The organism is Agrobacterium sp. LY4, assembly GCF_001526585.1.
In the GTDB taxonomy this organism is placed as follows: domain Bacteria; phylum Pseudomonadota; class Alphaproteobacteria; order Rhizobiales; family Rhizobiaceae; genus Agrobacterium; species Agrobacterium leguminum.
Genome location: NZ_ASYA01000001.1, coordinates 540,440 through 562,600 on the forward strand (window position 1 = coordinate 540,440; position 22,161 = coordinate 562,600).

Below are 22,161 nucleotides of genomic sequence, written 5' to 3' on the forward strand. Positions count from 1 at the left end.
GGCTTCCGCATTGCTACGCCCGCATGGCCTCAGTTGGCAAGAACCCGCTGCGACGGAAAGGTGATTTCCACCAGCGTGCCTTCATTCGGCGTGGAGGTGATGGAGAAATTCGCCCGGTTGGCGTCCACCATGGCCTTGGTCAGCGGCAGGCCGAGCCCGGTGCCGTCGCCGCGCACGCGCTTGCCGGAGGAGGCCACCTGCCGGAACGGCTTCATGGCCTGTTCCAGTTCCGCCCGTGTCATGCCGATGCCGGTGTCGCGAATGCGCAGCGATACGCTGCCATTGGCCTCGTAGGCGGTGGATACCACGATCTGGCCGCCGGACGGCGTGAAGCGGATGGCGTTCGACAGGATGTTCAGCACGATCTGCTTGATCGAGCGCAGATCGGCGACGATCTGCGGCACGGATTGCGCAAGTGCGGTGCGGATGATGACGCGCTGGTTGTTGGCCTGCGGCTGCACCAGCGAGACCGCCTCGGCCACCGTTTCATTGAGCGGCACGGCGACGAAATCCACATCCATCTGCCCGGCCTCGATCTTGGAAATATCGAGCAGATCGTTGACGATGTCGAGCACATGCCGGCCGGAACGGCCGATATCATTGGCATATTCCACATAACGCGGATGGCCGATCGGCCCGAAACGTTCGGTCGCCATCATGTCGGCAAAGCCGATGATGGCATTGAGCGGCGTGCGGATTTCATGGCTGACGCGCGCCAGGAAATCGGTCTTGTGGGCATTGGCGGTTTCCGCCGCCCGCTTGGCGTTGCGCAGTTCTTCTTCCGTGCGCTTCCACTGGGTGATGTCGCGGATCACGGCGCAATAGCCATGCGAGGATTTTAGCCGGCCGATGGTCATGAACAGCGGCAGGAAGCCGCCGGATGCTTCGCGGCCGATCACTTCGCGGCCGTCATTCAGCACGCTGGCGACACCGTTATTGGCAAGGCCGGAGAGATAATCCAGCACGGCGCGCTGGCTCTCATGGGCAAAGAGCGTAACAAAAGGCTTGCCGGCAATTTCACCATTGTCATAGTTGAACAGCGCGCTGGCGGAACGGTTGAGCGAGCGGATTTCGCCTTCGTCTCCCAGAAGCACCACCCCGTCGGTGGCCGTTTCCAGAATGGAATGAAGCTCTTCCACCTCGCCCTGCAACAGGGAGAGGCTGCCTGCCTCCGCATTTTCGGTATCGCTGGCAGCAATATTTTCGTTGGCGGCCGCAACCGGCGCCTGCTTTTCCTCAAACGGCACCAGCGACAGCATCAGCGCCTTGGTTTCTTCCCAGCGGATGGATTGCAGCCGCGCCTTGACGGGAATGATGTCGTTGTCAGAGCTGACGACCACCATGCCGCCTTCGTTGTCCGGCATGTCCTCCAGCTCCTGCCGCTGCAGCAGCGCTTCCAGACCGCCCACCTCTTCGAGTTCGGCGAGAGAGCCATAGCCCGTCAATCGCAGGAAATCCGGGTTGGCGTGGATCAGCCTGTCGCCGGCATGCACCAGAAGCGCCACGGGCATCTGGTCCAGTGTCTCGGCCGTCAAGGCATTCGCGGGGCGAACGGACGGGCTGACCATGGCGGCGGCAATATCGGCAGCTGGCCGCTCGTCGGCCGCAGGCTCCTGCTTTTCGTCGGAACCGCTTTCATCTACGGGTGCGCGAATGGCCGCAGGCCGCTCGCCACGAACATAGTCGGCGAAAAGATCGTCTTCCTCCGCCGATTCGGTTTTCCTGTCGTCATTTTCCGTATCGGAGGGCGCGCTTTCCGAAGCATCCGCATCGATATCCTGCTGAATATCCTGCATGGTCGGCTCAGCGGAAATGGCCTCCGCATCCGTTGCCCGGTCTTCTTCGGAAGCAGCATCCGCCGGCGCCAGGGCCCGGCCGATTTCGCGGAAGGCGGCCTGCTCGCCTGCGGTCAGCCCCTCGCGGGAGCGCGAGCGGCGCTCCTCCAGATGGACGACCTTGTCGGAATAGGCCGGCTCCAGCGCGGGCGCCGCAACCGGCGCTTCGAATTCCGGCGGGGTATAATCATGGTGCTGTTCTTCGGTCGAAACCACGTCCGATGCATCATCCGCCGCATCGGCCTCCGTTGCCGGGACCTCGTCCTCAGCGATGGAACCGGCGTCTTGCGCCGCGTCGTCATCTTCATCGATAAAGGCCAGCAATTCGTGGCTTTCATCCTCAATAGTGGGCTGCGGCAGGGCTTCCGCCGGATCGGCCTCTTCGCCGTTGAGGAAGGTCAGGCCGGTGGCATGCGGGTCTTCGGCGGCATCGGCAAGCCGCACGATGCCGAAACCGCGGAAACCGTCGAATTCGCGTGAGCGCGTATAGGTGGGCAGGGCGGCAAGATCAATCGGCACCATCAGCGATGTGCCTTCCACCGGCCAATAGATCGTCTTGCCCGACCATGTGTCGCGACGGCCGAGAAGCTCGCGGATCTTGCCGTCGGGATCGAGATTGAACAGGGCCGCGACATCGGCAAAGCCCATGCCTTCCACGGCAGCCGCCTTGGCGCCCACAGCCTCTGCAAATTCATGCGAGATCGAGCTGAAGCGCCCTTCCGCATCGATTTTCCAGACGAAACGGGAAGCGCGCGCACCGGCATTGAAAACAAAAGGCTGCGCTTCTGCGCCAGCGCCGATGTCCGTTTCCTCGGTCTCCGCCTCCGCCGTTATCTCCTCATCCGCCGCAGGAGCAGCTTCTGACGGCGCGGTTTCGACGATTCCATCGTCCGCGACTGCGTTTTCTTCGGCCCGGGCTTCTTCGGCAGGGGCATCGGCGATTGCCCGCTCGCTTAAGGGAGCCTCTGCTTCATCCTCATCGAGTTCGAAAAGATCGGCGATGTCGTCGGTCATCGCCACATGCGCAGCCGCGTCGGCGTCCTGGGCGGAAAGCGCCGCCGGGGTCTCCGCTCCGTTTTCCGGCGACGACAGAAGGCTGTTCTCATCCTGCTGCGCTGCCTCTTCCTCTTCGGGATCGCCCGGCAGTTCCTGCACCTCTTCCACATCCTCGATGCCAGCGACGGCATCGAGCACGGAATCGAAGGAGGTTGCAGCGGCAACAGGCGCGACCTCCGCAACCGGCAGGGCGGGCTCGGCGGCGGCTGGCGTTTCCTGCGGCCTGTCTTCTGCGAAACCGTTGACGGGATCGAGTGTGCCCAGCGCGGTTTCGACCACGAACATCAGGTTCAGTTCGGGCGATGCCGCGATCTGGCCGGTGGCGGCGGGCAGGTAACCCTTGCCGGTCGGCACCGGCCGCTTGACGAGATGGCCGGACTGTCCGGCTGCCATTTTCACCAGTGTCCGTGCGGTATGCGGCGTGATGCCCAGCGACGAAAAGCCGGGCGAGGCGGCGACGATCTCGTTCTCGCCGTTCAGAACCGCCATATGGATATCGGGGTCGTCGAAACCTTCGATCATGCGCCGGGCGCATTCCGCCGTGTCGGGTGCGACTTGGTCGGTGAGGGCGGAAAACAGGATGGCGGGCTGGCTGGGTTCGGCCTCGATGATTTCCGCGCGCGCGGTAACGGCAAGGCTGCGGAAACCCGACGTGATGCGAATGGTAAACGGCAGGCTGTCGCCCGCTTTGGAAAGCCGCGCCGCCGTGGCCGCCAATTGCCGGAAGGTCACGTCCTGCGGTTTCGGGCCCTGTTCCAGAAAATCATAGACCATCGGCGTGCCGAACAGCGCCGCGCCCCGGCCATTGGCCCAAAGGGCGTTTTTAAGGTCGAGCGAGAACAACGCCATGGCCGCGCCGCGCCCGAAACCTTCACGCACCCGTTCATGCACTGCGATATCGATAAAGGGATACTGGACGGCGGGCATGTCGAAACCTATTCTGGCACTACCGGACCTTGCGGGCTTTTCGGCTTCCTCATGAAGCTCTAAACGTAAACCCGCCGAGGCATCACGTTAACAGAATTTTAAATAACTTCACAGCGCGGTCCGGTCCACCATCCGCCGGATGAATCGCCAAATAGAGTTAACATCAACAGGCCGCTGCGGCCTCTTTATGTCAGCCCGGCCCATTGAAAAGCACTTGCCTTTCTCAGCCTTTTTTCGCAAAATTCGAAGAGGCACTTGCAAATGGGGAAAACACCTTTTATGTCACCCCCCGTGACGCCGCTTCGGCGTTTCATGTGCGGTTGTAGCTCAGTTGGTTAGAGCGCAGGTTTGTGGCACCTGAGGTCGGTGGTTCGACCCCACTCAACCGTACCATTCCCCTCTCCCGATAAGTCTATTTGTCACAGTGACTTACCGGGAGAGGGGAGTTTCCCCTATATATATATGTTGTCCATGAGCTTTGTTGGGCTCGTCGCGAAGCGAGCAGAAATGCCGTTCCCGCATTGCCTCGCTGATCGGGTCCGTCACAACGGCAGTGAATTCATCTCCGTCAACGCAACAGGTCCAATCGGCGCATCTGGCGTTCGATCAGCGTCTCGACTTCCTTCACGGCGAGCGCGCTCAGCGGTGCGCCTGGGCGGCGCTGGGTCGCGCTGGCGATGGCGCCGCGTTTTGCCAGAACATGTTTTCGCACGGCAAGGCCGAGACCGGGCTGTTGTTCATAGCGCATCAGCGGTAGATAGGCATCGAACAAGTCCTGCGCGGTTTCGTATCTGCCCTCATTGCTGAGACGGACGACATCCACCATCATTTCCGGATAGGCGAAACCGGTCATGGCGCCATCGGCGCCGCGCTGCATTTCCTCAGTCAGGAAAACACCGGCATTGCCGCACAGGATGGAGGTGCGGCGACGGCCTTTGGCCTCCGCTTCGCGCAGGTCGGTGATCTTTTGCAGGCCCGGCCAATCCTCATGCTTGAGCATGACGATGCTCGGATGGGCCTCGAAGATGACGCCGAGCGTTTTTGCGCTTATCTGAACGCCGGTGGAGAGCGGGAAGTCCTGCAGCACCACAGGCACGTCGGCGCCGACAGTCTCGACGACGTTGCGGTAATAGGCGACGATCTGCTCATCGGTCCGCAGCGCGGGTGGCGGAGCGACCATGACGCCGGCAGCTCCCAGATCCATGGCTGCCTTGGTCAGTTCGCCGATGGCGGCAAGGCCGGGCGCGGAGACGCCGACCACCACGGGTTTTCCTTCGGAACGCTTCAGCGTCAGCTTCGTGACTTCGATCGATTCCGCCTGGGTGAGCTTGGGTGCTTCCCCCATCATGCCGAGGATCGTCAGCCCGTCCGCGCCTTTTTCATAATAGAAGTCGACCATGCGGCCGATGCTTTCGCCATCGAGCGAACCGTCTTCGGCAAACGGCGTGCAGGCAATGACGAACACACCCTTGGTACTGGAATTTATGAGCGACATGACATGTTCCTATTTGAGCCGCCTGTGTTGCAAGGGTTCTGTTCCAACCCGTGGAATTGACCGCAGCGGAGCCGGGTCTGGGGTATGCCGGCCCTGCGCATGAGAGCGCGTTGGCCGGCAAGCCGTTTGCGTCAGTTACTCGCCAGCATATCCGGAACGATCGAAACGATTTCCGGGAAGACGGCGATGAGCAGGACGAAGGCGCACATGATGAAGAAGAACGGCATGGTCGCGCGGGTAATGCGGGCCATGCTGTCGCCGGTCAGGCGCTGGATGACGGTGAGGTTGAAGCCGACGGGCGGCGAGACCTGCGCCATCTCCACCACGATGACGATGAATATGCCGAACCAGACCTTGCTGTAACCGGCCGCCATGACCAGCGGCAGGGTGATCGGCAGCGTCATGACGATGCAGCCCAGCCCTTCCATCACCGTGCCGAGGATGATGTAGAAGATCAGGAGCACGATGATGAGCATGAATGGCGAAAGGCCCCAGCCCTCGATGATGCCGGCGATATAGCGCGGCATGCCAAGATAACCGATGACGGTCGACAGGAACATCGCGCCGACCATGATGAGGCCGATCATGGCGCAGGAATCGGCCGCCTGTTTCGCCGCCTGCATGAGGTTCGAAAGGTTCAGCGTCTTCTGGAAAGCGCCGACAAGGATTGCGCCGCCGACGCCGACTGCGGCTGCTTCCGTCGGTGACGCGATCCCGCCATACATCGAGCCGACCACGCCGATGATGAGCAGCAGCAGCGGTCCCAGATCCTTCAACGCCACCAGCTTTTCGATGAAGGTGGTGGGCGCGAGGGCCTCTCCGACAAGGGCCGGATTCATCAGCGCCCGGATGCCGATATAGCCCATATAGGATGCGGCCATCAGCAGGCCCGGCAGGATGCCCGCTATGAACAGCTTCAGGATCGATTCCTCCGCCATGACCCCATAGATGATCATGATCGTCGATGGCGGGATGAGAAAGCCCAGCGTTCCCGCCCCCGCAAGGCTGCCGGTGATGAGGTCGCGGTTATAACCACGCGAAATAAGTTCCTTTGCGGTGATGCGCCCGACCGTTGCCGTGGTGGCCGCGGATGAGCCGCAGACGGAGGCAAAGAGCGTGCAGCCGAGAACGGTGATATGGGCAAGCCGGCCGGGTACATGCCGAAGCCAGGGGGCAAGGCCGGAGAACAGCGCCTCTGAAATCTTCGTTCGGAACAGGATTTCCGCCATGAAGATGAAGAGCGGCAGGGCCAGCATTTCCGGCGAAACCAGCGTGTTCCAGGTTTGCTGGGCCAGCAGTTTGAAAAGCGGCAAAGCGGGGCGATAGAGTGCGGCCAGCGCCGCCCCCGTGCCGACGAGGCCAAGGCCGATCCAGACCCCCGTACCCAGAATGAGCGTCATCAGGCCGAGCAGGCTGAAGGTGATCTTTCCCATGGTTTATTCCAGTCCCGGGCCGGTTGAAAGTGTTTCGCCGCGAAGAAGCCGCAGAAACTGAGCCAGCATCTGCAAATTCAGGATGATCGCGCCGATTGCGAGTGCGCTCTGCGGATAGACGAGCGGAATGCGGATGACCGACGAGGAGGTCGAACCGCGCAGCGCGGACAGAACGGCCATGTCCGTCAATGCGACCGAAAGCGCAATGCAGATAACAAGGCCGACAAGGCATGCCACCATGTCCAGCCGTCTTGCGCCGGTTGAAGAAAGCGCCTCGCCTATTGCGGTGACGCGGACATGCGAACCGGATTTCAGCGCGCTGGCGCCGGCGAGCATGAAGCTCGTGGCCATCAGGTAAGCGGCGACATCCCAGGCGAATGGCAGGGAGTAGCCGGCAAGGTTTCTGAGAAGGATTTCGCAGGCGATGAGAATGAAAATGCCGAGGAGAGACAGGGCTGCGAGCAGGTTTGCAGCCTCCGTCAACCGGTCGATCGGCGTTATGATGGCAGCGAATGCGGGATTGGCTGGATTTCTCATGATGTTTCTCCGGAGTGCGCAGAAGGAGGCGGACAGCCGGCCGGGATTGCCGGCTGCCCTTTCATTTCCGACGGGAGAAAGTCAGTTGCGCGCCTTCAGATAGGCTTCGACATAGGGCGCGGCATCGGGCACGCGCTTGAGAAAATCGTCCCACAACGGCTTGGCGCGCTCGATGAGGGCGGCCTTGAGTTCGGGAGAAGGCGACGTGACGTTAATGCCCTTTTCCTTCAGGGTGGCGAGCTTGGTTTCGTCCTCGGCCCGGCTGACCAGCCAGAATTCGCCTTCGAGTTTCTTCGATGCCTGTTCGATCGCCGCCTGATTTTCAGGCGACAGGGCATTCCAGGCATCGAGATTGACGGTGACGATGTTGGAAGATGCCTGCCAGTTGAAGGTGCTCATGTTTTTCATGAACTCCCAGAAAGCGCCGTCGACACCGGACGAAGAGGAGGTCGTGACACCGTTGATGGTGCCGGCGGCCAGCGACGGCACGACTTCGCCCCATGGCATCTGAACGGGAAGAGCGCCAAGGGCGTGGAAGAAATTATGGCCGTTGGCATCAACGACACGGATCTTGAGGCCGTTGACGTCTTCAATTTTTTCGATCGGTTTCGGCGCATAGACGGCCTGTCCCGGCCACGGCACCATGTAAAGCAGCTTCTGGTTCATCGAGGTTGCGACTTCCTCGATCTTGGGGCGGAAGAATTTGTGCAGCAGCGCAAGGTCAGGCATCGTCGGGGCCAGATATGGCAGCGTCTCGACACCCAGTACCGGCGCTTCACCCACCTGCTGGCTCATCAGAATATCGGCGATGGGAACGATGCCGTCGCGCACGGCGGTCATGCCTTCCGGGCCCTTGATGCCAAGTGACCCGCCGGAATGCACGGTGATGGCGACCTCGCCATTCGTGACGGTCTTTACGGTTTCAGCGAATTTTACCGCGTTCTTGGTGTGAAAATTACCTTCCGGCCACACGACCGACATGTCCCAGGCCGTTTCGGCGGTCGCGGAGGTTGCAAAGCCGGCAATCGTCAAAGCCAGCCCGGCGAAAATTGCGTTTTTCATGGTTGTGATCCCCTCACTTATTGTGTCCGGCTCGCCCTGTCCCTTGGCGACAGGACGGCGCGGTTATTTTCGGTATACAGCACGTACTCCGAATGAAGGGGACTATATGGGCGTTTTTTGAGCGGCGCAATAAGGTGATTAATCTTTGTTCGATTTCGAGCGGATTCCCTTGCCGCCAGCCTTTGCGGTGCTGGCGTCAGTGGAATGCATTTCAGGGAAATTACCGAAAAGGGGCGGATCGGCAGGCAAGGAGTTGCCGCTGTGTGCCGACCAGGGGCCAGGCGTGCGGAGCCGCCGGGGGTGCGGCGGCTCGCTGAATGCGGGCTGAAAATCAGATCGCCGATGCGAGGCGGGTCTTTATGTAAAGCTCACGCAATGTCTTCGAGACCGGGCCGGGCTTGCCGTCACCGATGATGGCTTCGTCGATCTTGACGACCGGCATGGCAAAATTTGTCGCCGATGTGATGAAGGCTTCGGCTGCATCCTTTGCCTCATCCACCGTAAAGGCGCGCTGTTCGACGGCAATTCCGGCGCCCTGCGCAAGATCGAGAATGCTTCCGCGGGTGATGCCGTGCAGAAGTGCGTTGGAAAGTTCGCGCGTGACCAGCGTGCCGTCCTTTTTGACGATATGCGCATTGGCGGCGCTGCCTTCGGTCACGAAACCATCCTCCACCAGCCATGCATCGTCCGCTCCGCGTTTCAGCGCTTCCATCTTGGCCATCGAGGGGTAGAGAAGCTGTACCGTCTTGATGTCGCGCCGCTCCCAGCGCCAGTCCGGCATGGTGGCGATGGCAATGCCGGTTTCCGTGCGCGGATTGTCCAGCACGGGTTTTGCCTGGGTGAACAGGGTTATCGTCGGGGTGGCATTGGCGGGAAAAGCGAAATCGCGATCCGCCACACCGCGGGAGATCTGCAGATAGATCAGGCCTTCGTCCATGTGGTTGAGGCGGACGATTTCACGGTGAACGGCCAGAAGTTCCTCCGCTTCGAGCGGGCAGGTCAAGCCGAGTTCGGCGAGCGAGCGCTGAAGACGGGCGCTGTGGCCGGCATAATCGATCAGCTTCCCGCCGATCACGGCGGTGACTTCATAAATGGCGTCCGCGAACAGAAAGCCGCGGTCGAAAACGGAAACCTTGGCGTCGGCTTCGGCAAGCCAGTCGCCGTTCAGATATACAATGCGTGTCAATGGAACGTCCCCGGATCAGGTGTTTGGTGTGGCGAAAGGAGCAAATTGCAGCCCGTTTCGGGCGAGCGATGAACGAAGGGCGCGCGCCATATCCACGGCGCCGCGCGTATCGCCGTGAACGCAGATGGTGGCGGCTTCCACCGGCAGTTTTTTTCCGCCCGTTGTCGGAATTACGCCGTCGCAGACCATGGACAGAACCTGATCCACGCTCTGGTTGGGATCGTGGATCACTGCACCCTGCATCTGCCGGGAGGTGAGCATTCCCGCATCGTCATAGGTGCGGTCGGCATAGACTTCGCAGGCAACGCGCAGCCCCGCTTTTTCGGCGGCCTTCATGGTTTCCGAATAGGGCAGCGTAATAAAGACCAGTGACGGATCCACCGCCTTGATGGCCCGGATGCAGACCTGCGCGAGATCTTGATCGACGGCGGCCATGTTGCCCAGCGCCCCATGGGTTTTGACATGGGTGATGGGCCAGGAAAGCGCAGCCGCCATGCCCTGCATCGCGGCGATCTGGTAGATCAACTGGGCCTCCACATCCTCGGGACGTTCGCCAGATATACGGCGGCGGCCGAAGCCGTAAATATCCATGAAAGACGGGTGGGCGCCAACAGCGATGCCCCTTGCCTTGGCGGCGAGAATGGTGTCGCGCATGACAACCGGATCGCCGGCATGAAAACCGCAGGCGATGTTTGCCGTGGTAATCAGCTCCATCATCGCTTCGTCTTCGCCCATGGTCCAGGCCCCGAAGCTTTCTCCCATATCGCAGTTCAGATCGATCGTCGCCATAGCCCCTCTTTCCGGGCGAGATGTTGCCCGGTCCCGTCCAGTTTATACGCGTGATATCAGGCAGCACGCATTCATTGCATCTTTTCATTGACATACAATTGGTATACTGAAATAGCAAGGAAGGATTGGCGGGAGAATCGAATTCGCATGCGTGGACGTGAGGGAGTGTAATCGATGGGCGGCAAATTTCCGCGCATTCTTGCTTGTGGTGACAGCGCCCTGTCCGTTGAACTCGCCGACACCATCGATGAAGCGGTGAGCGAGCGCATCATCGCGCTTGCGGCAAATCTCGCTGCAACGCCCGTGGAAGGCATCGAGGAACTGGTGCCGACCTACCGGTCCCTCATGGTCATCTATGACCCATCCGTCATTCGCGGCCACGCGCTTGACCGGGAGTTGCACCGGCGCCTGATGACGCTGACGGTGAACAGCGTTCCGGCCAGACGTTTCGATGTGCCTGTGGTTTATGGCGGATCGGTCGGGCTCGACCTGCAGGAACTGGCGGACATGAAGGAAACGACGCCTGCCGCCCTGATCGAGCTGCACGCATCCGCTGAATATCGTGTCTATATGATCGGTTTCGCGCCGGGTTTTGCCTATCTCGGCGGCCTGCCAGAACAATTGCATACGCCGCGTCTTGCCACGCCGCGTCAGCGGATCGAGGCAAGTGCGATTGGAATTGGCGGCAAGCAGGCAAGCATCAATTCCGTGCCGGGGCCAAGCGGATGGCGCTTCATCGGCCGCACGCCGCTTCGGCTTTTCGACCCGCATCGCCCGGAGCCGTTTCTGTTGCAGGCCGGAGACCGGGTCCGTTTTCGGCCGGTGAGCGAAGACGAGGCCGCAGAGCTTGACCGGGCGGTCGCCGCTGGCCAGCCCGTCATGGAGGCGCAGCTTTCATGAGTTTTCTCGTCATCCAGCAGATAGGGCCGATGGCCACCGTTCAGGATCTCGGCCGCAGGGGATTGAGCCATGCCGGCGTTTCCGGTTCAGGCCCGATGGATATGCCTTCTTTCCGAATTGCGAACGCGCTGGTCGGCAATGTCGAAAACAGCGCGGCAATAGAATTTGGCGGCACCGGGGGCAGCTTTTCCGTTTTGCGGCCGGCACGCATCGCCGTGACCGGAGGCGCCGTCGATATCCGTCTCGGCAAACGAAAGCTGTCGCCATGGGAGAGCTATACTCTTTTGCCCGATGAGGTGCTTTCGATCGGCGCCCTGCGCGATTGCGTCTGGGGCTATCTCGCCGTCTCCGGCGGCGTGGATACCGTGCCTGTGCTCGGTTCGCGTGCCACCCATGTGCGAACGGGTCTCGGCGGTTACGAAGGGCGTCGTTTGCAGGCGGGTGATCGTCTGCCGCTCGGCCGGGATAATCCCGGCGCCAATCTGGCGCTCCGGCAACTCTGGCGGCGGTCCGGCGGTCCCGTCCGAATTGTTCCCGGCCCACAGGACGACTATTTCTCTGCCGAAACCCAGCGGGCTTTCCTGAAAGCCTCTTTCATCGTTTCTCCGGCCCGGGATCGCATGGCGCAGATGCTGGACGGACACGCCGTTCATGCCGAAGGCGGGCACGATATCGTCTCCGACGGAACCTGCGCGGGATCGATACAGGTCCCGGCGTCGGGACGGCCCATCGTGCTGATGGCGGAGCGCCAGACGACAGGCGGCTATCCGAAAATCGCAACGGTCGCCACCGTCGATCTGCCCCGGCTTGCCCAGGTTCCGAGCGGCCGACATGTCTCTTTCGCGGCCATTTCACGGGAAAAAGCCGAAGAGCTTCTGATTGCGGAGCGCACGGCCTTGCGCGAACGCCTGGCAAATCTGGTAGAAAAGCCGGAAAAGGATGATGTTTCAGGAGGTATGCCATCATGAATCAGCCACTTGCCAAGCAGGCTTATGGGAAGATCATCGAAATGATCCTGTCCGGTGCGCTGACGCCGGGTGACGCTTTGCAGGAAGCGAAACTGGGTGATCTGCTGGACATGTCCCGGACGCCCGTGCGTGAGGCGATCAAGCGGATCGAGGCCGAGGGTCTCGCCACGCAGGAAGGACGGTTTCTCAAGATCCGCCGGCTGAAGGCGGAAGAGGTCGAGGAGATTTTCTTCCTTCGTCAGGTGCTGGAGACCCATTGCGCCAGACAGGCGGCGATGGCCCGGCCGGAGCTTGGCGAGCTGGAAGCCCGGATACGACATTTGCAACAGCATGGCCCCGGCGAGGACGACGAGCAGCGCCGCGTGGACGATGCTTTTCACCGGACGCTCGCCCTTTCCACGGGCAGCGAGATGATGGTGAGCACGATCGAGGATTTGCGCCGCCGTACCTGCATGTTCGACCATGCCCAGGTGCCGGATCGTTTTCTGAAAAGCTGCGACGAACATCTGGAGATGATTGCCGCCCTGCGCGCCGGCGACGGGGAACGGGCAGGCTCGCTCATGGCCCGCCACATCGTTCACGCCCGCGACGCCATTCTTGAGAAACTGGAACAATTTCCCGAAAGGAACAGGGACGCATGAAATGCCTTATTGTCCAGCCTATTCATGCCGACGGCCTCGCCCTTCTGCGTGAGGCGGGGGTTGAACCGGTTTTGTGTCCAAAACCGGACATGGCGACCGTGGCCGCAATGATCAAGGGTTGCGATGCCGTCATCACGCGTGATGCGGGCCTGTCCGCATCGGCCATCGAGGCTGGCGACAGGCTGCGGGTCATCGCCGTTCACGGCACGGGCCATGATGCTGTCGACAAGGAAGCGGCGACGGCGAAGGGCGTTCTGGTCTGCAACACCCCCGGCGCCAATGCCCGCTCGGTTTCCGAGCTGGCGCTCGGTCTGGCACTCGCCGCCGCAAGACGTATTCCCGCTGCCGACCGCAGCGAAAGGGCCGGGGTTCATGGCTTTCGCGAGACGGAGAGTTTTTCCGAATTGTCCGGCAAGACCGCCCTTATCGTCGGCTGGGGGGCGATTGGCGCCGGGCTCGGCCGGATGCTGAAGGCCGCTCTGGATATGCGGGTGCTGGTCTATTCGCCGCGGGTCGCCGATCTCGATGGCTTCGAACGGGCTGACAGTCTTGAAGACGGGCTGAGGCAGGCCGATCTGATTTCCCTGCATACGCCGCTCCGTGCGGAAACACGCGGTCTGTTCGGAGAACAGGCCATTTCAGCGGTGAAACCGGGCGCGATACTTATCAACACAGCACGGGCGGGACTGGTGGATGAGGCGGCCCTTGCCCGCGCCATCGAAACCGGCCGCATAGCCGCAGCCGGGCTGGATGTTTATTCGCCTGGTGCGCCGACAGGCCCTCTGGCCGCCGGCGGCCGGGTGATTTTCACACCGCATCTCGGCGGCACGACGCTGGAAGCGCTTCGCCGCGTGGCTCTCGGCTCTGCAAGGCATGTTTTGACGGCGCTTGCGGGCGAACGCCCGGTCACCGCGCTCAACGCGCCGCAGGAGATAATGGCATGACGCAAGCCGTGATCGCAGAGACGGTCAACCGTCTGCTGGACCGCATCAATGCCATTTCAGCGGAAGGTCCCGGTTTTACCCGGCCTTCCTACAGCGCTCTGGAAAGCGAAGCGCATCAGGTGATTGCCGAAGAATGTGAAGCCCTTGGCCTCACTGTTACGCAAGATGCGGCGCTGAACCTGTTTGCCCGGCTGCCCGGCAGAGACCGGCAGGCCACGCCGCTTTATATCGGCTCGCATCTCGATACCGTGCCGATGGGCGGCGCCTATGATGGCACGGCAGGTGTGGTAGGCGCCATGGCACTCGTCACCGCATTCGTGAAAAGCGGGCAGGCCCCGCCATCAGATATTGTCGTGACGGTGACGAGAGCGGAGGAGAGCGTCTGGTTTCCAGTCTCCTATATCGGGTCCCGTGCGGCGCTTGGCCGGCTCACGGCGCCGGAAATGCAGGCGCGCCGCGCCGACAGCGGCAGAACACTCGCCGAGCACATGAAAGAACTCGGGGGCGATCCGGACGCCGTCCTGCGCGGGCCGGGACTGCCGCCGGCGCGCTTCGTCGAATTGCATATCGAGCAGGGGCCGGTGCTCGACAATGCCGGCGAGGCTTTTGGCGTCGTCGATGGCGTGCGCGGCGGCCTGCGTTACCGTGAAGCACGGATTGAAGGGGTGTGGGCCCATTCCGGCGGCGCGCCGCGTGATGCGCGTTCGGATGCCGTTTTTGCTCTGGCGGATCTCATCGTCGCCATGGACAGGGCCTGGGAAGGAATTCTGGCGGAAGGGCACGATCTTGCCGTTACCGTCGGCCGGGTGGATGCGGCAAGCAGTGAACATGCTTTCGCCAAGGTTCCGGGCCGGGTGGATTTCTGCATCGATATCCGCAGCGCCGACGATGCGGTGCTGGACCGGGTGGATGGCATTTTCCGACAGGAAATCGAGAAGATCGAAAAACGAAGGGGCGTGCGCGTCGTCACCGGCGTCCAGTCCCGCAGCAAGCCCACCCGTCTGTCCTCCGCGCTTGGCCGGCAGATAGCCGCTGCGGCCGAACGGACCGGCATCTCGCCCCGGCAGATGTTATCGGGCGGCGGGCATGATGCGGCGGCATTTGCCCAGGCGGGATGGGAATCGGTGATGGTCTTTCTGCGGAACTGGAACGGCAGCCATAACCCGGATGAGGCCATGGATCCGGCCGATCTGGCGCATGCCGTTGATATTCTGCAACAGACCTGGTCGGCTCGGTAAAGGGGAGAGAGCATGAGCGAAAAGGAAACATTGACCCAGCAGGCCTATACGGATGTCAAACAACGCATTCTGGAGGGCAAGTTCAAAGCCGGTGACGTTCTGACGGAGAGAGCCCTGGCGCTCGAATCCGGCATTTCCCGCACGCCGCTGAGGGCGGCAATCTCCCGGCTTGAAAAAGAGGGCGTGATTTCGCGGCTTGCCAATGGCGCATTGATGGTTCGGCCCGTCACGGTGGAGCAGCTGCTGGAAATCGTGCAGATACGGCGCTTGCTGGAGAGCGCTGCGGCGGCACGCGCCGCTGAGCGTCCCTTTCCCGAGGCGCTCGAACATTCGCGGCAAATCATGCAGGCTTATGCGGATGGCAGGAACGTGGCCTTCGATCAGTTCTGGCTGGACGACGACCAGTTTCACGAGGCCGTGGCCGCTGCCGCCGGGCTTGAGCTTCTGCCTGCCATGCTGACCGAAATGCGCAGTATCGCCCGACGTTGCACCATCACCCGCACGCATGACCGTTTTGCCGAGCAGGCACGCGAACATATTGCGGTTATCGACGCCATCGAGGCGCAGGATCCGCAGAGGGCTTCCGCCGCCATGGAGGCGCATTTCGAAAGCGTGAAAAGCCGTTTTCTGGGGTGGCTGAGCCGCCCCTGAAACCGGCAGCCGCCAACGCTTTTTCTTTCTTCATTCCGGTCTTGAGACGCTTTTGCCAGCTTCTCATGCAAAAGCCGAGCACGACGATATGGACAGTTTCATGCAGGAATTCGCCGATTTGCAGGGGTGTGACGCCTCTTTCCCCAGGGAGGAGTTCGCCGCGAGGCAAGATCGTGCGCGCGCCGCCATCCGCAATGCGGGTCATGAAGCGCTCGTCGTCACCGGTCCTGAAAACATCTACTGGCTGACCGGGCGGCAGACGGCCGGATACTTTGCTTTCCAGGCGCTGATCATGCCGGTGAATGGACAGCCGACGCTTCTCGTCCGGCAGCTTGAACTGGCAGGATCCATCGCCAATACCTGGCTGGACGACGTCGTCGCCTATCAGGATGGCGGAAACCCGGCGGTCGCCCTGGTCGATCTCTTGAAAAAGCGGCATATCGAGCGGCCGGCCATAGAACTGGACGGCTGGTTTGTTTCTCCGGTACTTGCCGCAAAAATCGCGGAGCAGATGGGTGTTGCGTCCATCCCGGACGGTTCCTCCATTCTTTCGCCGCTACGGACGATAAAGTCCGCAGCCGAGCTGGAGGCCATTCGGCTGGCGGCGGGTTATACCGAGGCGGGGCTTTCGGCCGGTATTGCCGCCTGCGCCGCCGGAACCGACGAAAACGCGATAGCCGCCGCCATGCTGGATGCCGCCACAAGGGCGGGCTCGGAAGTCATGGCCATGGAACCGCTCGTATCTTCCGGGCCGCGCAGCGGTTTGCCCCACATGACCTGGAGACGCCGCAAGCTTGAGAATGCGATGCGGTTTTTCTGGAGCTCGCCGCCTGCCATGCGCGCTATCACGCCGCGCTGATGCGTACCGTGTGGATCGGTTCTCCGCCCGCCGAAGCCCGGCGAATGATGGATTGCGCTTTGAAAGCCCTCGATGCGGCGCTGGCCGCCATTCGGCCCGGTGTTTCATGTGCCGAACCCCATGAGGCCGCGCAACGTGTGATCGACGCGGCAGGTTACAATGCCGCCTTCCGCAAACGCATCGGTTATTCCATGGGAACCGCTTTCGCGCCGGACTGGGGCGAAGGCGCGCTGTTGAGCCTGTTTACCGGCGTCGACAGGATAATCGAACCCGGCATGGTGTTCCACCTGCCAGCCACCCTGCGCAGCTATGGCGTTTGGACGGTTGGCGCATCCGAAACGGTCATCGTGACAGAGACGGGGGCGGAACCTCTTTCCAGCCTGCCGCGTGACCTGACCATCCGCTGATGGCCCGATAGCGGCCATTCCCCTTTAAAAATTGAAAGGAGTCCGAAATGCGTTCACTTTTTCACCTTGCCTATCACGTCACCGACCTCGACGAAACGCGTCGCTTTTATGGTGGCGTTCTCGGCTGCGAGGAAGGCCGTTCCACCGATACCTGGGTGGATTTCGACTTTTTCGGCCACCAGATATCGATGCATCTGGGCAAACCGTTCGAGGTTACCCGGACCGGCAAGGTCGGCAATCACATGGTGATGATGCCGCATCTCGGTGTGGTCCTGCCTCTCGATGACTGGTTCGCGCTTTCGAAGCGTCTGGAAGATGCCGGCGTGGCCTTCGATATTCCGCCGGTCGTCCGCTTTGAAGGTGAGTCGGGGGAACAGCGCACCATGTTCTTCTTCGATCCGAGCGGCAATCCGATCGAGGTGAAGGGCTTTAAGGATTTCGACGGCGTTTTCGCCCACTAAAATAAAAGACAAGGGCGGCGGCTGATGGCCGCCCCCGATGAACTCTGTAGCCGCATGCCGACCGTCGCCTTGCCGGAAAATTACCACCAGTGGCTGGGCGAACGGGTCAGAAGCTCGTTGCCGTCGCGCCCGACGATGATGATGTCCTCATAAAAAGCCGCGCCGACACCGTCGAGCGAAAGGAAGGATTCGATACCGAACACCATGTTTTCCTCGGCGATATCTTCAGGTTGCGACATGCTGGTTGAAATTCTCGGCTGTTCGAAGCCGAGACCGATGCTGTGACCGTAGAACGGGAAGTTCTTCATGATGGCGGATACCGAGCCGCCGAAGGCCTGCGTCAGGCGGTCGCCCTCAGCGGCAATATCGATGAGCTTCACGCCCGGCCGCATCATGTCGGAAAGACGATGAACGATATTGGCCGCAGCTTCGATCAGCCGTCGCTGGTCCGCTGTCGGTTTGCCGCATATGCCGGTGCGGCCGGGGTCGAGATAATAGCCCTGAAAAAATGCCGCATGGATGGTGCCCGTGACGATGTCGCCGGGCTTTGGTGTGTCCGCGCTATAGCCGGTCAGGGGAAAACGCTGGTCGAAACCCAGCGTTTCGCCATGGTTGCAGCCGATCATCTGCAGCCGGCCGCCGCGCCGCACCACTTCACGGGCCGCCTCTCCCGCCGCTTCCTGCTCGGAAAGGCCGCCGGTCAGGCCTTCCATCAACCTGTTCAGGCCGGCCGTCGCGCCTTCGCCGGCAACGCGATAGCACTCCAGTTCCTTCAGGCTTTTGATGCGCCGGACGGAGCGGATCAGATCGTCCTCGGCTACCCACTCTATGTCTGGAGCGTCCTGAAGCAATTGCTGGTAATATTTGACGGGGATGAACTGCGTGCCGACGATTGCGACACGCCCTTTGATACCCCTTTCGACCAGGGCTTTCGCCACGCTTCGGAAAGGATGGCTGGAACAATGCGTATCGCGGATCGAGACGAGATCGGTGCGCACTTCCGGCTCATCGATATGAAGCTGCGGCTCGCGGCCCTGCTGTAGAATGATCCCGGAAAAGGACCGGGCGGTCCATATCAGGGAATCCATGCCGCCGCTGATGGCGTAGTGGTTGGAAAGATAGAGTATGTCGCCGCAATTGTCCGTGGTGCCGCCACCGCGGCCGAAGACCACCGCTGTTTCATAGCCACGGCGCTGCATTTCCCGCAAAACCCGCTGCCAGCGGCTTTCATATTCCTCAATCGTAAAATACCGGATCACGCGTTCCACTCCATTCAATCTGCTGTTCTGCCGGGCGGTCTTCGCGCGCCGATCCACCGGGACCTGCGGCAAACTCGGGCAGCATTTCCATCAATGCGCGATCCTCCCGGAGAAGCCCGCATTTGCGGATTACGACCGAAAGACTGCGGGGTCGGATTTTTAGGTACACCAAACGTATCCCGTGATTGATGGCAGTGCAAGCGAATGATGCGGGAGGGGTAAATGACGAAATTTTGTGCATTTTGCTGCTCGATTTATCGCCGTTTAGCTCAATATATTTGCTATAAATATTTGAAAATCTTTATTGAATTCCGTTGGTATACTGAATATAAATTGTTTCGACCGAGCGGCATCGATCCGGGTCTATCGCCTGCTTGCCGCCGTCTCACCGGTTTCAGCATTCCTTCCAACGGTGTCCGATGACTGAAAATGTGCAGAATTTATTGGCAGGTCATGGCGCAGCCTATCGTATGCTGGCCGGCGAGGTCGCCATCGTTACGAATTCCCACGGAAACCAGGTCGTGGATGCGTGGGCTGTTGCGGCAGCCGATCCATCTGAGATCAGCTCGATGGATCATACGCGCTCGGTAAACAGCAATATCTTCATCGAGCGCGGCATGGGTGTCTTCAGCAACCGCAGAAGGGCCATGATGACGCTGGTGAGCGACAGTGCCGCCCTGCGGCATGATACGCTGCTCTGCCCATGCAATGCGGATCTTTACCGGCAACTGGGATGCGAGGGTTTTCATCGCAGCTGTTCCGGAAATTTCCATGAGGCGCTGGCGGAGAAGGGTCTTGCCGTCGCCCAGACGCCGGCGTCTCTCAACCTTTTCATGAATGTGGCGGTGAACGCCGATGGCAGTCTCGACCGTCGCCCGCCGGCGTCCGCGGCGGGGGATCATGTGGCGCTGAGGGCCGAGATGGATCTGCTGCTCGTGCTGTCCGCCTGTCCGCAGGACATTACCGAGATCAACGGTGTGGACCGCACGCCAAAGGATGTCGCGGTGCAGATCGTCGATGAATACAAGGAGACGACCCCATGACCGGACCGGTTTTGAACCTGCGGGATATCCGCAAGAGCTTCGGGGAAAACGAGGTTCTGAAAGGCGTCTCGCTCAGTGTCGAACCGGGTGAGGTGGTATCCATCATCGGCGCGAGCGGTTCGGGCAAGAGCACCTTCCTGCGTTCGATAAACGGTCTGGAAATGCCCCAGTCGGGTTATCTCGAATTCGAGAACCTGTCTTTCGATTTTCGGCCGGAATCGCGATTTTTCCCGACGCCCTCGCAGCTGCAGGCCCTGCGCGCCCGCGTCGGCATGGTGTTTCAGAGCTACAATCTCTGGCCGCATATGACGGTTCTGGAAAATGTCATCCATGCTCCGGTCCGGCTGCTGAAACGACCCAAAAACCAGGCTGTCGAAGAGGCGGAGGCCCTGCTTTCCCGCATCGGCCTTTATGAGAAACGCCACAGCTATCCGGCACGCCTGTCCGGAGGCCAGCAGCAGCGCGTCGCCATCGCCCGGGCGCTGGCCATGAAACCGCGCCTGATGCTTTTCGATGAAGTGACCTCCGCACTTGATCCCGAACTTGTCCATGAGGTGCTGGTGCTGATGGCTTCGCTGGCCGCGGACGGCATGACCATGCTGCTGGTGACCCATGAAATTGCCTTTGCGCGCGACGTTTCATCGCGTGTGCTCTTTTTCGACAAGGGTGTCATCGCTGAAACCGGCGCGCCCGACATTCTTCGCAATCCGCAGAGCGATCGCCTGCGGCAATTTCTTCACCGCATTTTGCATGACCAGCTTGCCCCCAGCGGCGCAGCAGATGGCGCCGGGGGAGCGTGACGACGATGGCGAATTTTATCGACGAAGTGCAGCTTTACGGTCCGGGCTTTCTGCTGGCTGCCTGGACGGTGTTCTGGCTGACGATCCTGACCATTATCGTCAGCTGGGGCTGCGGCCTGCTTGCGGCGCTCAGCCATCGTTCGCCCTGGCGCGCGGTGCGTGCCGCCTCCGCCTTCTATGTCTGGTTCGTTCGCGGCACGCCAACCCTGATCCAGGTCTTCATCATCTATTTCGGCCTGCCGCAATTCGGCGTGAAGCTCTCGCCCTTCACTGCCGGCGTGCTGGCGCTCGGCGTCAATAGCGGCGCCTATGTCGCGGAAATCATCCGGGGAGGCCTGTCCGCCATCCCGCGCGGGCAGACGGAATCGGCTCTGGCGCTGGGGTTCAGCCCGGCCGAAACCATGTGCAGCATTATCCTGCCGCAGGTATTCCGCATCATCCTGCCTTCGGTCACGAATGAAGCCATTTCGACGTTGAAGAATACATCGCTGCTGTCGACGATCACCGTCGTGGAACTGACGCTTTATGCCCAGACGCTGATTGCCGCAACATTCAGGCCTTTCGAGTTCTACATCGCCGTGGCCGTCATCTATCTCCTGCTTACGACGGTGCTGACACAGCTCGCAGCCTTGCTGGAACGCCGTTATGCCCTTTCAAGCTGAGGCCCCGACGGTTCTCAGCGATGCCTGAAATATCCGGCGGAGCGATCCGCAGGATCGACTGCGGGTGACGCCAATGCCGCCTGACGAACAGGAAAATGCAAAAAATCAATAAGGGAACGAGTCATGAAATTCAAATCTATCGCATTTGCCGTCGCCGCACTCGCTGCGACCATCACCAATGCTCCGGTCTTTGCCGCAGAGCTTGAATTGCTGGAGCCCGGGAAGCTGCAGGTTGCAACGGAAGGGACCTTTTCGCCCTTCAGCATGCGTGCCCCGGATGGAACGCTCGACGGTCTGGAAATCCGCGTGATGAAGGAAGTGGCAAAGCGCCTCGACCTTACCTACACGCCGGTTCTGATCAAATGGGACTCCCTGCTGGTCGGTCTTCAGGCGGATCAGTACGATATCATCAGCGCTTCGATGGATATAACCGAAGAGCGGCAGAAGCGCGTTACCTTTGCCAATGGCTGGCTGGAATCGGGCGGTCGCATCGTCGTCCAGAAAGGCTCGGCCATCAAAAGTGCCGCTGATCTCAAGGGCAAGACCGTCGGTGCGCTCGTCTCTTCCACCTTCGCAAAAATCGCCGAGGAAAAGGGTGCGGTCGTCAAAGGATACAAGGCTGAATCGGACGCGATGCAGGACCTCGTCAACGGCAATATCGACGCGACCATTACCGATGCGATCGCCGGTGCATGGGCGATCAAGAACTCCGGCCTTCCCCTCGAAATGACGCCGGATTTCGTCAGCCACGTCCAGAAAGGTTTCGCCATCAAGAAGGGCAAGCCCGAGCTGGTGAAGGCGGTAAACAAGGCGCTCGCCGACATCGTGGCCGACGGCACCTATGCGAAGCTGACCGTGGAACTCGTGGGTTTCGATCCGGCACCGAAAGACCCGATCAAGAGCCTCGAATAAGCGCCCGGTCGCTGCTTTTTTAGTCCCGTGCCGCTTCAGCCCTTCAAGCTGAGGCGGTGCTTTTCCCGATCATCTATCCGAAGACGGGAGATAATC

At 60.9% G+C, this 22,161-nt stretch carries 19 protein-coding genes, 1 tRNA gene and 1 pseudogene; 13 read left to right on the forward strand and 8 right to left on the reverse strand.

Annotated features, from left to right (window positions below):
- Positions 1-29 precede the first annotated feature (29 nt).
- A complete protein-coding gene (locus L904_RS02705) occupies positions 30-3,818 on the reverse strand; it encodes an ATP-binding protein (protein WP_035263048.1) in 3,789 nt (1,262 codons plus the stop codon).
- Positions 3,819-4,134: 316 nt separating this feature from the next.
- Here L904_RS02705 and L904_RS02710 point away from each other — a divergent pair.
- Positions 4,135-4,211: transfer RNA gene (locus L904_RS02710), tRNA-His, on the forward strand.
- 175 nt (positions 4,212-4,386) lie between these two features.
- On the opposite strand, the gene L904_RS02715 is transcribed toward L904_RS02710, so the two are convergent.
- The 6 genes from L904_RS02715 to L904_RS02740 all read right to left on the reverse strand — a co-directional run bounded on the left by L904_RS02715 (position 4,387) and on the right by L904_RS02740 (position 10,320).
- The gene (locus L904_RS02715) at positions 4,387-5,313 is read right to left on the reverse strand and encodes a dihydrodipicolinate synthase family protein (protein ID WP_035263051.1); all 927 of its coding nucleotides are present in this window, start codon (positions 5,311-5,313) and stop codon (positions 4,387-4,389) included.
- A gap of 131 nt (positions 5,314-5,444) precedes the next feature.
- Positions 5,445-6,746 carry a TRAP transporter large permease gene (locus tag L904_RS02720; protein WP_035263052.1) on the reverse strand — a complete coding sequence of 434 codons (1,302 nt, stop codon included), beginning with the start codon at positions 6,744-6,746 and terminating at the stop codon, positions 5,445-5,447.
- Positions 6,747-6,749: 3 nt separating this feature from the next.
- Positions 6,750-7,283, reverse strand: a complete 534-nt coding sequence (locus L904_RS02725; RefSeq protein WP_051671891.1) for a TRAP transporter small permease subunit — start codon at positions 7,281-7,283, stop codon at positions 6,750-6,752.
- 81 nt (positions 7,284-7,364) lie between these two features.
- On the reverse strand, positions 7,365-8,345 hold the full coding sequence (locus L904_RS02730) for a TRAP transporter substrate-binding protein (protein WP_035263055.1): 981 nt from the start codon (positions 8,343-8,345) through the stop codon (positions 7,365-7,367).
- A gap of 331 nt (positions 8,346-8,676) precedes the next feature.
- Positions 8,677-9,531 (reverse strand): D-amino-acid transaminase, encoded by an 855-nt coding sequence (locus L904_RS02735; protein WP_035263057.1) that lies wholly within the window; start codon positions 9,529-9,531, stop codon positions 8,677-8,679.
- 15 nt (positions 9,532-9,546) lie between these two features.
- On the reverse strand, positions 9,547-10,320 hold the full coding sequence (locus tag L904_RS02740) for a LamB/YcsF family protein (RefSeq protein WP_035263060.1): 774 nt from the start codon (positions 10,318-10,320) through the stop codon (positions 9,547-9,549).
- Positions 10,321-10,494: 174 nt separating this feature from the next.
- Between L904_RS02740 and pxpB the strand changes: the two genes are divergently transcribed.
- The 8 genes and pseudogenes from pxpB to L904_RS02780 all read left to right on the forward strand — a co-directional run bounded on the left by pxpB (position 10,495) and on the right by L904_RS02780 (position 17,389).
- Entirely contained in the window at positions 10,495-11,220 is a 726-nt protein-coding gene (gene pxpB / locus L904_RS02745; RefSeq protein ID WP_035263061.1) for a 5-oxoprolinase subunit PxpB, read from the forward strand.
- Positions 11,217-12,188, forward strand: a complete 972-nt coding sequence (locus L904_RS02750; RefSeq protein ID WP_059762443.1) for a biotin-dependent carboxyltransferase family protein — start codon at positions 11,217-11,219, stop codon at positions 12,186-12,188. Before pxpB ends, L904_RS02750 begins: the two co-directional genes overlap by 4 nt.
- A complete protein-coding gene (locus L904_RS02755) occupies positions 12,185-12,829 on the forward strand; it encodes a GntR family transcriptional regulator (protein ID WP_004432638.1) in 645 nt (214 codons plus the stop codon). The genes L904_RS02750 and L904_RS02755 overlap by 4 nt, the downstream gene beginning before the upstream one ends.
- Positions 12,826-13,773, forward strand: a complete 948-nt coding sequence (locus tag L904_RS02760; RefSeq protein ID WP_035260018.1) for a hydroxyacid dehydrogenase — start codon at positions 12,826-12,828, stop codon at positions 13,771-13,773. Before L904_RS02755 ends, L904_RS02760 begins: the two co-directional genes overlap by 4 nt.
- Positions 13,770-15,011, forward strand: coding sequence for a Zn-dependent hydrolase (locus L904_RS02765; RefSeq protein ID WP_035260015.1), 1,242 nt, complete (start codon positions 13,770-13,772; stop codon positions 15,009-15,011). The genes L904_RS02760 and L904_RS02765 overlap by 4 nt, the downstream gene beginning before the upstream one ends.
- Positions 15,012-15,023: 12 nt before the next feature.
- Positions 15,024-15,662: a GntR family transcriptional regulator gene (locus tag L904_RS02770; RefSeq protein WP_035260012.1), complete on the forward strand. Its 639-nt coding sequence runs from the start codon at positions 15,024-15,026 to the stop codon at positions 15,660-15,662.
- A 100-nt stretch (positions 15,663-15,762) separates the two neighbouring features.
- Positions 15,763-16,928 (forward strand): annotated as a pseudogene (locus tag L904_RS02775) (M24 family metallopeptidase).
- A gap of 47 nt (positions 16,929-16,975) precedes the next feature.
- Positions 16,976-17,389: a VOC family protein gene (locus L904_RS02780; RefSeq protein WP_059762442.1), complete on the forward strand. Its 414-nt coding sequence runs from the start codon at positions 16,976-16,978 to the stop codon at positions 17,387-17,389.
- Between the two features lie 80 nt (positions 17,390-17,469).
- Here L904_RS02780 and L904_RS02785 read toward each other — a convergent pair whose 3' ends face one another.
- A complete protein-coding gene (locus L904_RS02785) occupies positions 17,470-18,648 on the reverse strand; it encodes a Xaa-Pro peptidase family protein (RefSeq protein WP_035260860.1) in 1,179 nt (392 codons plus the stop codon).
- Between the two features lie 419 nt (positions 18,649-19,067).
- On the opposite strand from L904_RS02785, the gene L904_RS02790 reads away from it, so the two are divergent.
- From L904_RS02790 to L904_RS02805, 4 genes are all read left to right on the forward strand, one after another.
- Positions 19,068-19,691 (forward strand): DUF1989 domain-containing protein, encoded by a 624-nt coding sequence (locus tag L904_RS02790; protein WP_035260849.1) that lies wholly within the window; start codon positions 19,068-19,070, stop codon positions 19,689-19,691.
- The gene (locus tag L904_RS02795) at positions 19,688-20,491 is read left to right on the forward strand and encodes an amino acid ABC transporter ATP-binding protein (RefSeq protein ID WP_004432658.1); all 804 of its coding nucleotides are present in this window, start codon (positions 19,688-19,690) and stop codon (positions 20,489-20,491) included. The genes L904_RS02790 and L904_RS02795 overlap by 4 nt, the downstream gene beginning before the upstream one ends.
- A gap of 5 nt (positions 20,492-20,496) precedes the next feature.
- A complete protein-coding gene (locus L904_RS02800) occupies positions 20,497-21,153 on the forward strand; it encodes an amino acid ABC transporter permease (RefSeq protein WP_035260852.1) in 657 nt (218 codons plus the stop codon).
- A 123-nt stretch (positions 21,154-21,276) separates the two neighbouring features.
- Positions 21,277-22,065, forward strand: a complete 789-nt coding sequence (locus L904_RS02805; protein ID WP_035260854.1) for a transporter substrate-binding domain-containing protein — start codon at positions 21,277-21,279, stop codon at positions 22,063-22,065.
- Positions 22,066-22,161: the final 96 nt, after the last annotated feature.

Excerpts from the sequence above, each read along its gene's own strand:
- L904_RS02755 (WP_004432638.1), top strand. The coding sequence starts at position 12,185 with ATGAATCAGCCACTTGCCAAGCAGGCTTATGGGAAGATCATCGAAATG.
- L904_RS02760 (WP_035260018.1), top strand. The coding sequence starts at position 12,826 with ATGAAATGCCTTATTGTCCAGCCTATTCATGCCGACGGCCTCGCCCTT.
- L904_RS02805 (WP_035260854.1), top strand. The coding sequence starts at position 21,277 with ATGAAATTCAAATCTATCGCATTTGCCGTCGCCGCACTCGCTGCGACC.
- L904_RS02800 (WP_035260852.1), top strand. The coding sequence starts at position 20,497 with ATGGCGAATTTTATCGACGAAGTGCAGCTTTACGGTCCGGGCTTTCTG.
- L904_RS02740 (WP_035263060.1), bottom strand. The coding sequence starts at position 10,320 with ATGGCGACGATCGATCTGAACTGCGATATGGGAGAAAGCTTCGGGGCC.
- L904_RS02780 (WP_059762442.1), top strand. The coding sequence starts at position 16,976 with ATGCGTTCACTTTTTCACCTTGCCTATCACGTCACCGACCTCGACGAA.
- L904_RS02750 (WP_059762443.1), top strand. The coding sequence starts at position 11,217 with ATGAGTTTTCTCGTCATCCAGCAGATAGGGCCGATGGCCACCGTTCAG.
- L904_RS02790 (WP_035260849.1), top strand. The coding sequence starts at position 19,068 with ATGACTGAAAATGTGCAGAATTTATTGGCAGGTCATGGCGCAGCCTAT.
- L904_RS02770 (WP_035260012.1), top strand. The coding sequence starts at position 15,024 with ATGAGCGAAAAGGAAACATTGACCCAGCAGGCCTATACGGATGTCAAA.
- pxpB (WP_035263061.1), top strand. The coding sequence starts at position 10,495 with ATGGGCGGCAAATTTCCGCGCATTCTTGCTTGTGGTGACAGCGCCCTG.
- L904_RS02705 (WP_035263048.1), bottom strand. The coding sequence starts at position 3,818 with ATGCCCGCCGTCCAGTATCCCTTTATCGATATCGCAGTGCATGAACGG.
- L904_RS02715 (WP_035263051.1), bottom strand. The coding sequence starts at position 5,313 with ATGTCGCTCATAAATTCCAGTACCAAGGGTGTGTTCGTCATTGCCTGC.
- L904_RS02725 (WP_051671891.1), bottom strand. The coding sequence starts at position 7,283 with ATGAGAAATCCAGCCAATCCCGCATTCGCTGCCATCATAACGCCGATC.
- L904_RS02720 (WP_035263052.1), bottom strand. The coding sequence starts at position 6,746 with ATGGGAAAGATCACCTTCAGCCTGCTCGGCCTGATGACGCTCATTCTG.
- L904_RS02765 (WP_035260015.1), top strand. The coding sequence starts at position 13,770 with ATGACGCAAGCCGTGATCGCAGAGACGGTCAACCGTCTGCTGGACCGC.
- L904_RS02730 (WP_035263055.1), bottom strand. The coding sequence starts at position 8,345 with ATGAAAAACGCAATTTTCGCCGGGCTGGCTTTGACGATTGCCGGCTTT.
- L904_RS02795 (WP_004432658.1), top strand. The coding sequence starts at position 19,688 with ATGACCGGACCGGTTTTGAACCTGCGGGATATCCGCAAGAGCTTCGGG.